The following is a 13,361-nucleotide window of genomic DNA, read 5'->3' as shown; positions in this document are numbered from 1 at the left end:
GCGATGGGGTCCGCCGGGGGACCGACGGTGGTGGCCTGCCCGGGGGGACGACGGTAGTGGTCCGCCGGGGGGCGAGCGGTACGAGGACGGATGTACGGGTCAGCCGCGGGCGGCACCGGCCGCGGTGGTGACCAGTTCGGCCAGACTTCCCTCGAAGTGCGGGAGCAGGCGCAGGGCGACCGCCGCGAAGGCCGCACGGTCCGCCGGTTCCACCTGACTGTCGATCAGTTCGCGGAATCCGTCCCGAAGTTCGCAGGCCGTTCGGGTGTCGGGAAGGATCGTCTCGCGCAGCCCGAGCAGTTCCGCGGCCAGGGTGGCCCGTCGACCGGTCAGGACCTCGGCGATCGGCAGTCGGCCGGCGGCGAGGTCGCTCGCGATCCGGAACTCGGCCTCGCCGCGCCGCCGTGACCTCGGGTCCCACCACTGGACGGGGGCCGGCCAGGGCCCGCACCGGCTCATCTGTGCCGAGGGCGGGCCGAATTCGATCTCGCGGCGCAACTCGTCGGGACAGCCGTCCTGTTCGGCCAACAACGCCAACGCCCGAGGCGGGAACGCGCTGCGGCGGTGCGCTCGGCCGATCCGCGCCCAATCGGGGGTACTCGTCTCCAGCATCGGCCACTCGAAGGCGGGCACATACCGGCGCAGGCGCCGGACCAGCGGTGGGTCGCCGATCGACCTGGCGATCCACGCGCGCAGTTCGGTGTCCGCGGCGGGCGAGGTCAGCAGGTCCCGACAACGGTCGGCCAACCGGGGTTCCGGCTCCATTTCGTCCAGCAAGTGCAGCGCGGCGCGGGCTCCGGCGCATTCGTACAGCCGCAGCAGGGCGATCAGCAACAGCGAGCGATAGCGCGGCCTCCGGAACACCCGCGGTCGGGTGCCGTCCCCGCGCGGCGGGAGGGTCCGCAGGTGCGCGCGCAGCCCCTCGATGCCCTTGTCCTGCCAGATGGTCAGGCACTCGGGCAGGGTGATCGCCATCGCTTCGCGGTTGAGCAGCGCGGCGCGCACCAGTAGCGGATCGCCCGACCACAGCGCGGGCAGACGGATCGTGCTCGCCCAGTCGTTGCACACCCGTTCCACCAGAGTCGGGTGCAGCGGCGTCGAGGACGCCATGATCCGGGCCCGGATCGCCTGCCCGGTACGCGGGTTGAGGTAGAGGGCCGCGTTCGTCGCCGGGTCCGCCAGGGCGAGCAGCGCGCCGGCCACCTCGGGCCGGGTCCGCCGGGCGCGGGCCAGCGCCAGGCACTGCGCGGGGGTGGCCCGGGCGATCACGTCGGCGAGCACGGCGTCCGGCACCCGGGCCCCGAACCGAAGCAGGTCGCGCACGATGTACGGAGGCAGCGCGGGCAGGAGCTCGGCCAGGCATGCCGGCGGCGCGAGCAGCAGCAGGTGGCGGAACTCCACCCGCAGTTCGACCGGTACGCGCAGGCCGGGCGCCTCCTCGCCCGCGCCCGCCGCCTCGATCGCCGCGCTCAACGGCCCCGCGAAGGTGGGCAGCGACGCGAGCAGTCGGCCCCACGCGGGTGCCGAACCGCCCAAGTGCCGCGCCATCGATTCGCGGATCCCGCGGGTGGCCTCGGTGTAGGCGCGCGGATTCCCGGGCGCGAGCGAGCGCAGCGCGCGCAGGGTCGGCAGCGCGGGGCCGGTGTACAACTCGGGCAGCGCGCCGCGCGGAAGGCCCAGGTTGCCGGCGATCGCGAACAGCGCGGCGTCGTCGCCCGCCCGCAGTGCGCCGAGCACCACCGAGGGCGGCAGCACCTCGGTGTCGCGAAGCGCCGCCGGCATCTCGTCCCGGATCCGTGCGAAGATCATTCCGTCGGCATCGTTCAATTCGGCCAGCAGCGCGATGATGGCGGTCTTCGACACTCGTGCACCCTCCGTGGCGTCCTCACCTGGACGCTACGGGGTCCGGCCGACAACCACTCGGCCGAGGTGCACCCACGCGCCCGGCGCGCGCGGGTGCACGCCGCCCGGCCCCGGTCACCCGCCGTCGCCGACCGGCCCCGGCCTGCGGGCAGTCGCGCAGGCGCACCGGCGGATGTCGAAGTCGGGGATTGCCGTGGACACATGGCGCGTCGAGCACCCGCCGGTGATCTCCATCGCACCGAAGAACCGGTCCTCGACCGGCGCCGCGCCCGGGGATCGGGTGAGGGCGCGCCGGGCGGGTGAACGACCCCGGTGGCCGACCCGCGAGTCGGATCTGACGCATGGTCAATTCGACGACTCCGTGGTTCCATCGCGCTGTCGATCACCACCTTCGGAGGTCTCGTGGCGGAACGTGTTGCCCTCGTCGTGGGTGCGGCCGATCTCGGCGAGGCGGTCGCGCACCGGCTCGCCGCGGACGGTTGCGAACCGATCCTGTGCGATCCGGGCGATCCCGGCCCGGCCGCCGCCCGCATCGCGGCGGCGCGCGGCGGGGTGGAGCCGGCGACCGTACGCGCCGCGCTAAAGGACCCGGACGAGTTCCGGACCGTCGTCGCGGCGGGCCTGCGCGCGGCCGGACACGACGCGGTGGACGTGCTCGTGTACACGCTGCTGTCGGCCGACGCCTTGTCGCCCCGGCCGCTGGCCACGCTCACCGAGGCCGAGTGGCACCGGCTCGCGGAGGACCCGGTCCGGCACGGCCTGACGGTGCTTCAGGTGGCCCGCGAACTGCTTGCCCCGCGCCGGGGCCGGTTCGTCCTGGTCGTGCCCGCCATCGCCCTGGAGGGCGCCGCCGATCTGGTGCCGGCGGCCACCGCCGCCGAGACGCTGCGCGCGCTGGCCAAGTCGGCGGCCCGGCGCTGGGCGGTCGACGGGATCACCGTCAACATCGTCACCCCGGACGTGTTCGCCTACGGCGCGGAGCACTTGCGCGGCACCGACGTGGACCGGGGCGAGGCGGTACTGCCCGGCCCGAGCACCGCGCGGGACGTCGCGGACGCGGTGTCGTTGCTGCTCACCCCGGCGGCGGCGCGGCTGACCGGGACCACCCTGATCGTCGACGGAGGAGCGCTGATGACGCCGTGACCGAACACGTGGCGTTGGTGACGGGTGCGGCGGCCGGCCTGGGCAAGGGGATCGCGCTGGCCCTGGCTGCGGCCGGTTCCACCGTCGTGGTGACCGCGCGCAGACTGGCTTCCGCCGCCGAGGTGGTCGAGGAGATCACCGCGCGCGGCGGCAGCGGGTGGGCGACCGAGTGCGACGTGACGTCGGCGGAATCGGTACGTGCCGCGGTCGAGGCGAGCGCGGCCCGGTTCGGCGGGCTGCACGCGGTGGTGCACAACGCGACCTCGCGCCGCTCCAGCGAGCCGGTGGACTTCGAGCGGGCGCGTCCGGAACTGTGGCGCGAGCACGCCGACGTCTCGCTCACCGGTTCGTTCACGGTGGCCCACGCGGCCTACCCGCGGCTGTGCGAGACGCGGGGCGCGTTGTTGTTGCTCACCTCGCCCGCCGGCATGCGCGGCAGCGCCAATCTGTCCTTCTACGCGGGCGTCAAGGGCGCACAACGCGGCTTCGTCAAGGCGCTGGCCCGCGAATGGGGTCCGAGCGGCGTCCGGGTCAACGGCCTCGCGCCGCTGGCCGTGACGCCCGCGCTCGCGTCCGCGTTCGAGGCGGACCCGACCATGGAGTCACGGATAGCGGACAAGGTCCCGATGCGCCGAGTCGGCGATCCGGAAACCGACATCGGCGCCCCCGCGGTCTTCCTGTGCGGCCCGGGCTCGCGCTACATCACGGGGCAGACGCTGATCGTCAACGGAGGTCGGGATACTTTTCTGTAGGGCGACTTCGTCGCCGGCTCGCGAGGCACCGCTTTATTGGGCGACTTCGTCGCCGGCTCGCGAGGCACCGCTTTTTCGCTCCCCCGCTTCGCTCCTCCGCGAAAAAGTGGCGCCTCGCTCGTGACTTCGTGTCCCTGCGCTTCGCTCCGGGGCACGAAGTCAATGCTTGCGGCTCCGCCGCTCTCCGCGCTTCGCGCGTCGATCACGAGGTCTCGCCCCCGTCGTGGGCGCTGACGCGCCAAGCCGCAGCCGGCTTCGGCGACCCGGGGAAAGCCCGACGCGTCACCGGAGCCAACCGGCCACGCGCGGAAGCCCAATCCGTCTCCGCAGCCGCCGCAAGCGACCGCGGGCGGCCACGTCGGGGGACGCGGGGTCGGAGCAGGCTCCCTCGCTGCCTGTGAAACCCCAACCTCCGCACCGGAGGCAACGGGTGGAGCGACCCAAGGCAACCCAGGACACGAGTGCGGCATATCGATCGAAACCGGACCGTACGTAGCACGGCGATGCCTATCCCCACAAGGGAGAACACCGTGTGGTAACCGGCCGATCACACGTCTAGCCTGTCCGGATCGCCGAGCGGAACGAGGGGGCGCCCGTTCCATGTCCAGCACCGCGCCGCACCGAAAGCATCGCCCGAAACCACGTCTGCCCTCGACCACGCCGGGCCGCCTCGTGGCGCTGGCGCTGCTCGTGGTCCTCGCCCTGGTCCCCGTGTTAACGCTGTCCGTGCTGATCGCGAACCGCTCCGAGGCGACCACCGCGGACCTCAAGGACCGGCGCATCCCGGGCGCACTGGCCCTGGACCAGGCCGCGTCCGCGCTGACCGAGGCCGACCGGGCGACCGCGACAAGCCTGGTATCGGGCGCGTTCTCGTTGACCGGACCGGGACAGGACTACCAGGACGCGGTCAAGCGGGCGAACCAATTCCTCACCCTGGCCACGGATTTGCACCGGAGCGATACGACCGCGCGGTCGCGGCTGACCGGCGTCAACGCGCTCATGGTCGAGTACACGATCATGGTCGGCCTGGCCCAGACCGGCGGCGACGGGCCGCTGTCCCTGGCCAACGTGTTCTACGCGTCCGACCTGCGGCGCTCGATCGTGACCAGTCTGTACGAGCAGCGCCAGGCGGACCTGGCGGACATCCGCGCGGCCCGCTCGACCTGGTGGGTGGGCGCGTACGTGGCGGTCCCGTTCGGCGCGACCGCGTTCGTGGCGCTGCTGCTGGTCCTGGTCGCACACGCCTATGTGCGGCGCCGCTTCCGGCGCCGGACCAGCCCGCTGCTGCTGCTCGGCGCGGCGGCGTTGGCCGCCCTGATCGCCTGGACCGTGCTGCACGCCCAGACCACGCACGACCGGCTCGCCGAGGGTGCCGGACGCGGGGTCACCGAGCAGTCCGCGCTGTGGCAGGCCCGTACCGCCGTGCACGAGGTGGTCGGCTCCGCGGCGCTGGAGATCGCCTCCGGCGGCGTTCCGCGCGCGACCGACGTGAAGGCGGGCCTGACGTTTCGGGATCTGGCCGACCCGCTGCCGTCGGCGGCCGAGATCGACGGCCTCAAGGCCGGCGCGGATCCCAGGTTCGGCGGTCTGATCGCCACCGCCCTGGCCGAGGACCGCTCGCCGACGCTGCGCGGGGCGGGCGCTCGGGCGCTGACCGCGCTCACCGCGCTGCGCGACGCCGCGGAACGGGCCCGGGCACAGGCACCGCCCGGTGGCACCCGGGACGGCGGGCCCGGGACCACATTGCTGACGGGCCGGGCGTCGGACCGGGTGTCCGGCGCGGCCGACGACGCCGACACGGCGTTGACCGACGCGCTGATCATCGGCCGTGCGGCGGCCGATGAGGCGTTGGCGGAGGCCGCCGACGACGGCGGGCTCGCCCTGGGCGGCCCGGTGGTGTGCGCGGCCGTGCTCGTCCTGACCCTCGCGGGCCTGTCGGTCCGTCGTTTCGAGTACGGGAGGCTGCGGTGACCCGAACCGGCGGGTCCAGGTCGGTGTTCGGCGCCCTGCTGCTGCTCGGCGCCGTGCTGGCACCGGTGGCGTGCGCGGCCGACGATCAGCCCCGAGTGGTGCACGTGCTGGGCACCTGGGAGGGCACGGAACAACAGGCGTTCGAGGACGTGGTGGCGCCTTTCGAGCGGAAAACCGGCATCGACGTGCGCTTCGAGGGCACCCGCGATGTCGCGGCGGTGCTGGCCGGTCGGGTCGACGAGGGCGATCCGCCGGAGATCGCGGTGCTCAGTTCGCCGGGCGATCTCCTGCACTACGACAAGATGAACAAGCTGGCGCCGCTGGACGGGATCCGGCCGGGCTACGCGCCCGAGTGGTTGGCCCCGGGCCGGGTCAACGGTCGGCAGTTGGCGGTCGTACTCAAGGCCGCGCTCAAGAGCACGATCTGGTTCAATCCCGGCAAACTCTCCCGCGCGGGCGAGCCGGTGCCCACCTCGTGGGCACAACTCCAGGCCACCACGGCGCAGTTGCGCGCCGCCGGGATGACCCCGTGGTGCATGGGGCTGGCCTCCAGCACCACCTCGGGTTGGGCCGGCACCGACTGGATCGAGGATCTCGTGTTGGCCCGCTCGGGCCCGGACATCTACGACGCCTGGGCGCGCGGCCAACTCTCCTGGCAGGCACCGGAGATCCGGGCCGCCTGGCAGAGTTGGGGCGAGTTGCTGAACACTCCGGGCAGCGTTCTGGGCGGGCCGATCAACGCCCTGTTGACCGGCTTCGACAAGTCGGCCGAACTGCTCGACGCGCGCGGTGGTTGTGTGTTCGACCACCAGGCCTCGTTCGTGTCCGGCGGCTACGCGGCGCGGACGCCGCCGGGGGCCCCGCGAGACTACGAGGTGTTCGCCTTCCCCGGCTTCGACACGCCCTCCCCGCGCGAGGTGGCGGGCGACGTCGCGGCGATGTTCCACGCGACCCCGGCCGCGCGGGAATTGCTGAACTACCTCACCGGCACGCAAGCACAGGAGCTCTGGGTCCAGTCCGGCACCGCGCTGTCCCCGGACGCCAAGGTGTCGCCGAACGCCTACCGCGACGACGTGACCAGACGACTGGGCACCACGCTGGCCGGCGCGCCCTCGATCCGCTTCGACGCGTCCGACCTGATGCCGACCACGATGCGCAGCGCGTTCCAACGGGCCGTGTTGGCCTACGTGTCCACGCCCGCGGACCTCGGCCGGATTCTGGACGACCTCGATCGGGTGCGGGCCACCGCGTACTGACCGGCGGAACCGGCCGTCCCGGCGCGGGTGTCGGCCGGGCCGTCGATCGGTGGTGGGGTGGTCGGCTCGAGGCGGTGTGTACACGCCCCGGCACTGCCGGGAAGGGACGACGCGGGCCCGCCCCGGCCGGGCCCGCCTCGTCTCAAGGTGTTCGCCACGCTCCCTGGCGAACACCTGCAATCTTGGCCCCTCAACCGGCTACTCATGCGTATCCGGGGTGAAGTTCTTGATAATTTTACCTTTCCCCGCACAACCATTGAGGTATTTGTCCCGATTTTCGGGGTTCGTTCCAGGCGGAACCTCACTCCTTCAGCGTGTCCTGGGCAATGTCTGCCAAACCGGTTACCAGGGACACGATCCGCGCCCGACGCACACCGGACGGATTCGTCCCGCGACGCAGCGCACCCGCGCAGACGATCGCCAGCTTGATCGCCGCGAAGGCTTCCCAGAACGGGATATGACGGCTGTTCAGCTCGATTCCGGCGAATCGTCGGGCGGTCTCGGCGTACTCGGCGACCAGTTCGCCGGCCGAGGGCAACCCGGGATTGGCGTCCGGCAGATGCCCCCCGCGTTCGGCGAACAACAACCGGCCGGCCGGACCCCAGTACGCGCGCAGTTGACCGAGATCCGCCGCCGGCGGCCCGAGCGCGGCCATTTCCCAGTCGAGCACCGCCAGCACCCGATCCGGGCGGTCCCGTTCGTACATCACGTTCGCCAGGTTGTAGTCGCCGTGCACGATCCGCTCCCCGCCCGCATCGGGCAACCGCTCGGACAGCACGCTCAGTACCCGGTCGACCACCGGCACCGGATCCGCGCCGGAGGCCGCCCACTGCCGCCGCCAGCGCCGCAACTGGCGTACCGGATACGGCTCGGGCCGCGCGTACGGGGCCAGTCCCACCGCGAGCGGATCCACCGCGTGCAGCGCGGCCAGGGTGCGCGCCAGCGCGCGGCCCGCCGCCGCGGCGATGTCCGGGGGCAGATCGCGCACGGTCTCCGCCCGCGCGTGCACGACCCCGTCCAGCCGGCCCATCAGGTAGAACGGCACCCCGATCACCGACGGGTCCGCACACGACGCCACCATCGGCGCGACCGGCACCGCGCTGCCCGCCAGCGCGCTCTGGAACCGGTACTCGCGGTCCATGTCGTGCGCGGTGGGCAACCCGCCCCGCACGGGCGGCGTACGCAGCACCAGGTCCGCGTCGCCGCCCCGGACCCGGTAGGTCGGATTGGACGACCCGCCCGCCAGCGGCTCGATCCGCACCTCGACCCCGGGGGCGAGCACACCGCACGCCACCGACCACGCGGTCAGCGCCCGCACGTCCGGCGTCCCGGGCACCCCGGCGCCCACCGCCGTCACGGCAGGTCCAGCCAGGTCGCGTAGCGCTCCTCCGCGGCGGCGCGGCGGGTCGGGATGTGCTCGCTCGGCCAGCCCTCCACCGCGGTGTGGCCGCGCAGTGCGAGCTTGGCGACCTGCGCGACGTGCACCTCGTCCGCGCCGTCGGACAACCGGAAGTTGCGCGCGACGCGGTACATCTCCTCCAACGGCAGGTCGGTCGAGTAGCCCAGCGCGCCGTGCACCTGGATCGCCCGGTCCAGCACGTCGTGCAGCACCTTCGCGCCCCAGTACTTGACCTCGGAGACCGCCTGCCGGGCCGCCTTGGGGCCCTGGTGGTCCCACGTCCACGCGGCCTTGAGGGTCATCAGCCGCAATGCCTCGATCCCGATCGTGGACTCGGTCACCATCTGCTGCACGAGTTGATGCTCGGCCAGCAGTCGACCGTGCGAACGGCGCGACAGGGCCCGCTCGCAGAGCATGTCGAAGGCTCGGCGGCACTGACCGATCCAGCGCATCGTGTGGTGGATGCGGCCGGCGTTGAGCCGCTTCTGCGCCAGCGTGAACGCGTCGCCGGGAGCACCGATCAGGTGCGCGTGCGGCACCCGGCAGCCCTCGAACCGAATCTCCGCGTGACCGCCCAGGTGTGCGGTCTCGGCCCCGTCGTAGGGGTGGTGCATGGTGTGCACGTCGCGCACGATCCGCATCCCGGGCGTGTCCCGTTCGACCACGAACATCGACGCCCGGCGGTGCGGTTCGGCCTCGGGGTCGGTGACCGCGAAGACCAGCACGAAGTCCGCGCGGCGCGCGTTGGAGGCGAACCACTTGTGCCCGTCCAGCACCCACTCGTCCCCGTCCCGCACCGCCCGGGTGCGGATCCCGGTCGGATCGGACCCGGCCGTGTGCGGCTCGGTCAGCGAGAACGAACTGGTCAGCCGGCCCGCCAGGAGCGGCCACAACCAGCGCTCCTTCTGCGCGTCGGTCGCGCCCACCGCGAGCAGTTCACCGTTGCCCGAGTCCGGCGCCTGGTTGCCGAAGATCGCCGGGGCGGACGGCGTACGACCGAGGATCTCGTGCATCAGGGCCAGCCGGACCTGGCCGAAACCGCCGCCGCCGAGCGCCGGGTCCAGGTGCGCGGCCCACAGGCCGCGGTCCTTGACCGCCTGCTTGAGCGGGTCGGTGACCGCCCGCCAGTTCTCCGCGCTCATCCGGGCCCGGACCAGGTCGAGCGGTTCGATCTCCTCGACCACCAGCCGGCGGATCCAGTCGAGCTCGGCCGCGACGTCGGGGTCGGTGCTGAAGTCCCATGCCATGATCGGACGTTAACCCGGTTAATTAACAGGGTCAATCATCTTCTCGGGCGAGGTGGGCGCGGCGTCCTCACTCCTCGTCGAGCGGCCCGCGCAGGTCCGCGACCAACCGCTGCATGCGATCGGCCAGATCGTTGAGTTCCTCGGCCGTCCAGCCGGACAGCTGCCGGGCCAGCATCGTGTCGTTGGCGGCGACGAACATCCGGTACGCCTCCCGCCCGCGCTCGGTGGCCTCCAGCAGCGCGACCCGACCGTCGTCGGGGTCGGTGACCCGGACCGTGTAGGCGCCCTCCTCCAGGATCCGGATCTGCCGGCTCAGCGCGGCCGGTTGGATGTCGGCGCGCTCGGCCAACTCGGTCGGCCGGATCGGCCCGAAGTCGATGATGCGATGCAGCACACCGATCGCGACCAGGCTCAACGGCACGCCGGAGCGCTCCACGTGCAACGCGTCCAGTCGGCGGCTGCTCATCAGTCTGCGGATCGAGCTGATCGCCTCGTTGATCCTGCGTCGGCTCTCCACGTCGGTCATGGGCGCCAGCGTACGGCCGCGCCGCCGGTGACGAACACGCGCCCGAGAAGCCGGTCGAACCGGGCCGCGGGCCACACGTTCGAGCCAATCGACGCCGCACCCCTGTCCGGACCGGGCCTTCGTCCCCAAGACTGATCATCGTGCATGCCGAGGTGGTCGTCGACGACCCGCGAAACGATTCCGGGGCGCGCGCGTTCGCGCTCACCTCGCCCGAGGCCGCCGTGGTCGTGGCCGCCGCGCTGACCGAGCCGGTGGGCGGGTGCGGGCACGGCATGGACTGGTTCCTGCGCCGGCTGGGCGTACATCTGCTGGCCCGGTTGACCGACCGCCCGGACCGGGGCATCGCGGACTGTCTGGCCGACACCATCGCCGAGACCGCCGCACTGCACGGGGCCCGCTGCGACCTCGCGCACGACGCCACCCCGGCCGCCTCGGTGGTCGCCTGTCGGGTGCTCGGGCACGACCTGCAATACCTGATCCTGGGCCCCGGCGTGGTCGAACTGCGCCACGCCGGCGGCCCGCCCAGCCGGATGACCGGCCCCGACGGCCCCCTCGCGGCGGCCCGGGCCCGCCCGAGCGTCGCCGCCCACGCCGGCACCGGCATCGCCCGCCTGCACACCCTCACCGGCGCCGCGCTGACCGCCGACGCCACCGCTCGACCGGGCGCCCGGATCACCCTCACCTTCCGACCCGGCAGCGCGTACCGCCCGGCCTAGCAGGAGGGGCTCGAGGCGCGTGCCCCCGAGCCCCACCACCGCCGAACCGCGCCGCTATCCCGCCGCGGGCAGCTTGTACTCGTGCACGGCCGGCACCTCGAACGCTTCCTTGGCCACCACCAGGTTGCCCGGCGCGGCCTTGCTCGGCTTGAGGATGTACGACTTGTAGCTCGCCGGCTTGGCCGGGTCGGAGAAGTCCTGCGCCACTCCGAGCCCGGTGTCCATCTGCTTCTGCTTGCGGTGCGCGGCGATGATCCCGGCGTGCGAGAGGTCCTTGTCGGCACACGCCGCCTTGAGGTCCTCACCGAAGATCTTCATCGCGTTGTATCCGGAGATCACGCCCTGATCGAGCGTCCCGTCCGGGTACTTGGCCTTGTAGTCCGCGGCCAGCTTCTTCACCGCCGGTGTGTCGGCCCCGATCGCCGGCGCCGCGCTGACCACGTACAGGAGTTGCTCCAGCGCGCCCGCCGCGGCGCTGGCCATCACCTGGGGGTGGAAGCCCGGCGCGCTGGTGAGCACCGGCACCCGCAAACCGGCCACCGCGCCGAAGCCGACCAGGGTCGCGGTCTGGGTCGGCCCGGCGCTGATCAGGATCGCCTTCACCCCGGCGCCGCGCAACGCGGCGATCTGCGCGGTGAGATCGGTGTCGGTCGCCTTGATCTTCTGCTCGACGATCTGCACCCCGGTCTTGCCGGCCGCGAACTTCGCGCCCGCCAACGCGTTCTCGCCGTACTCGCCCTCGAAGTAGACGTGCCCGACCTTGTCCCCGGACTTGAGCTGGGCGGCCTGGCCCAGGAAGTCCATCGCGTTGATCATGTCGACGTCGTACGTTGTCCCGACGATCTGGATCTCGCGCCGATTCAGCAGCGTCGCGGCCCACGCCTGCGGGAAGGTGAGGATCTGATCCTGTTTCAGACTGTCCTGCAACGCGGTGACCACGGCCGAGCCGATCACCTGCGGGAAGCCCGCGACGCCGCCCTTGATCTCGGTGTAGGCGGCCACCGCCTTCTGTACGTCGTAGCTGTGGTCGCGCACCGTCACGGCCAGTTTGCGACCGCAGATCCCACCCTGCGCGTTGATCTCGTCCACGTACAACTGCTGCGCGTTGACGATGCTCTTGCCCAGCGGCGCGTACGGACCGGACAGGTCGGTCAGCGCGCCGAGCGTGATGGTGGTGTCGGTGATCCCGGGTCCGGTCTTGACACCACCGGACTGCTTGTCCTTCTTGTCGTCGTCACCCTTGGTGCTGCACGCCGTCGCGGCCAGCACGAGCGCCGCGAGCGCCGCCCCCACGCGCACGCCATTCCGGAGCCTCACTGTGTTACCCCTTCGAGCCGGTACGGATGGAGCCCTTGGTACGTCCGAGTCGTGCGGTGCGGCGGCCCGCGGGACCGCCGCCGGGCCGGCCGCGCAGCAGGCCCACCAGGCCGCCGGGCGCGAACAGCAGGACGAGCACGATCGCCGCGCCGTACAGGTAGCGCGCGGCCTCCCCGGGTCCCACCCCGGAGTCCGGGCTGCCCGGCGCCACCACCAGCGGCAGCGTGTCGGCGTACTTGCTCAGCACCTGCGGCAGCATGGTCACGAACACCGCGCCCACCACGGCGCCGCTGACCGAGCCGAGACCGCCGATCACGATCATCGCGAGATAGTCGATGGACAGCGCGAGCCCGAAGTAGTCCGGCACCACGCGGTTGAAGATCATCGCGATCAGCGCGCCGGCCAGACCCGCGTACATCGACGACACCACGAACGCCGCCGAGCGGTAGCGGGCCACCGGAACTCCCATGACGGAGGCGGCGATCTCGCTGTCGCGCACCGCGCCCAGCGCCCGGCCCGGACGTCCGCGCAGCAGATTGTGCGCGGTCCACGCGGCGACCAGGACCAGCACCAACGCGAAGTACCAGAGCCGCTCGAGCTGTCCGAACGGGATGCCGAGCACCTCCAGGCCGTCCGGGTCGCCGTCGGTGAGCGTGAAACCGCCGAACTCCATCGGGGTGACCGAGCGTCCGTTGAACCCGCCGGTCACCGACTTCGCGTTGAGCATGACGTGGTGTCCGATGAACACCAGGGCCAGCGTGGCCACGCCGAGGTACATCCCGCGCAGCCGGCCGGAGATCGGGCTGAACAGGCCGCCCACGATGCCCGTCAGCAGGACCGCGAGCACGAGTGCGACCAGCGGCGGCAGCCCCACCCCGCTGAGCTGTTGGATGCCGACCTTGCCCGAGTCGCCCGCGAACCACACGTAGCCGTACGCGCCGCAGGCGAGGAAGAACGCGTGCCCGAGCGAGAGTTGGCCGGTGGTGCCGGACAGCAGGTTCAGGCCGATCGCGCCGATCGCGGCGGCCATCGCGAACAGGCCGGTCTGCAACCAGAACGCGGTCACGTAGAACGGCAGCACCAGCAGGACCAGCACCACCGCAGCCAGGACACCGGGGCGGGCCAGCCGGCGCAGTCCCGAGGCGGCTGTCGAGGTGTGCCGGGTCGGCAC

At 72.3% G+C, this 13,361-nt stretch carries 11 protein-coding genes; 5 read left to right on the top strand and 6 right to left on the bottom strand.

Annotated elements, in window-relative coordinates; translation table 11 throughout:
* Positions 1-99: 99 nt before the first annotated feature.
* Positions 100-1,863 carry a hypothetical protein gene (locus tag ACZ4FV_RS17950; protein WP_402230559.1) on the bottom strand — a complete coding sequence of 588 codons (1,764 nt, stop codon included), beginning with the start codon at positions 1,861-1,863 and terminating at the stop codon, positions 100-102.
* Between the two features lie 402 nt (positions 1,864-2,265).
* Here ACZ4FV_RS17950 and ACZ4FV_RS17945 point away from each other — a divergent pair, with 402 nt between their 5' ends.
* The 4 genes from ACZ4FV_RS17945 (at position 2,266) to ACZ4FV_RS17930 (ending at position 6,985) form a co-directional block, all read left to right on the top strand.
* Positions 2,266-3,006: an SDR family NAD(P)-dependent oxidoreductase gene (locus ACZ4FV_RS17945; protein ID WP_402230557.1), complete on the top strand. Its 741-nt coding sequence runs from the start codon at positions 2,266-2,268 to the stop codon at positions 3,004-3,006.
* Entirely contained in the window at positions 3,003-3,758 is a 756-nt protein-coding gene (locus tag ACZ4FV_RS17940; protein ID WP_395866140.1) for an SDR family NAD(P)-dependent oxidoreductase, read from the top strand. The genes ACZ4FV_RS17945 and ACZ4FV_RS17940 overlap by 4 nt, the downstream gene beginning before the upstream one ends.
* 600 nt (positions 3,759-4,358) lie before the next feature.
* Positions 4,359-5,729, top strand: a complete 1,371-nt coding sequence (locus ACZ4FV_RS17935; protein ID WP_465322879.1) for a hypothetical protein — start codon at positions 4,359-4,361, stop codon at positions 5,727-5,729.
* Positions 5,726-6,985 (top strand): ABC transporter substrate-binding protein, encoded by a 1,260-nt coding sequence (locus ACZ4FV_RS17930; protein ID WP_395866144.1) that lies wholly within the window; start codon positions 5,726-5,728, stop codon positions 6,983-6,985. Before ACZ4FV_RS17935 ends, ACZ4FV_RS17930 begins: the two co-directional genes overlap by 4 nt.
* Before the next feature lie 301 nt (positions 6,986-7,286).
* Here ACZ4FV_RS17930 and ACZ4FV_RS17925 read toward each other — a convergent pair whose 3' ends face one another.
* From ACZ4FV_RS17925 to ACZ4FV_RS17915, 3 genes are all read right to left on the bottom strand, one after another.
* Positions 7,287-8,342: a phosphotransferase family protein gene (locus ACZ4FV_RS17925; RefSeq protein ID WP_465322878.1), complete on the bottom strand. Its 1,056-nt coding sequence runs from the start codon at positions 8,340-8,342 to the stop codon at positions 7,287-7,289.
* Complete coding sequence (locus tag ACZ4FV_RS17920) at positions 8,339-9,631, bottom strand: acyl-CoA dehydrogenase family protein (protein ID WP_395866148.1); 1,293 nt, start codon at positions 9,629-9,631, stop codon at positions 8,339-8,341. The genes ACZ4FV_RS17925 and ACZ4FV_RS17920 overlap by 4 nt, the downstream gene beginning before the upstream one ends.
* 67 nt (positions 9,632-9,698) lie before the next feature.
* Positions 9,699-10,157 (bottom strand): MarR family winged helix-turn-helix transcriptional regulator, encoded by a 459-nt coding sequence (locus tag ACZ4FV_RS17915; RefSeq protein WP_465322877.1) that lies wholly within the window; start codon positions 10,155-10,157, stop codon positions 9,699-9,701.
* 140 nt (positions 10,158-10,297) lie between these two features.
* Here ACZ4FV_RS17915 and ACZ4FV_RS17910 point away from each other — a divergent pair, with 140 nt between their 5' ends.
* Positions 10,298-10,873, top strand: a complete 576-nt coding sequence (locus ACZ4FV_RS17910; RefSeq protein ID WP_395866152.1) for a hypothetical protein — start codon at positions 10,298-10,300, stop codon at positions 10,871-10,873.
* Positions 10,874-10,927: 54 nt separating this feature from the next.
* Here the strand turns inward: ACZ4FV_RS17910 and ACZ4FV_RS17905 are convergent, their stop codons facing one another.
* On the bottom strand, positions 10,928-12,190 hold the full coding sequence (locus tag ACZ4FV_RS17905; protein ID WP_395866154.1) for an ABC transporter substrate-binding protein: 1,263 nt from the start codon (positions 12,188-12,190) through the stop codon (positions 10,928-10,930).
* A gap of 4 nt (positions 12,191-12,194) precedes the next feature.
* A complete protein-coding gene (locus ACZ4FV_RS17900; RefSeq protein ID WP_395866510.1) occupies positions 12,195-13,361 on the bottom strand; it encodes a branched-chain amino acid ABC transporter permease in 1,167 nt (388 codons plus the stop codon).

Source organism: Embleya sp. NPDC025285 (assembly GCF_055558835.1).
The sequence above is the reverse complement of the archived record's forward strand: the minus strand, read 5'-3'. Positions and strand labels throughout refer to the sequence as shown.

Excerpts from the sequence above, each read along its gene's own strand:
- ACZ4FV_RS17935 (WP_465322879.1), top strand. The coding sequence starts at position 4,359 with ATGTCCAGCACCGCGCCGCACCGAAAGCATCGCCCGAAACCACGTCTG.
- ACZ4FV_RS17920 (WP_395866148.1), bottom strand. The coding sequence starts at position 9,631 with ATGGCATGGGACTTCAGCACCGACCCCGACGTCGCGGCCGAGCTCGAC.
- ACZ4FV_RS17915 (WP_465322877.1), bottom strand. The coding sequence starts at position 10,157 with ATGACCGACGTGGAGAGCCGACGCAGGATCAACGAGGCGATCAGCTCG.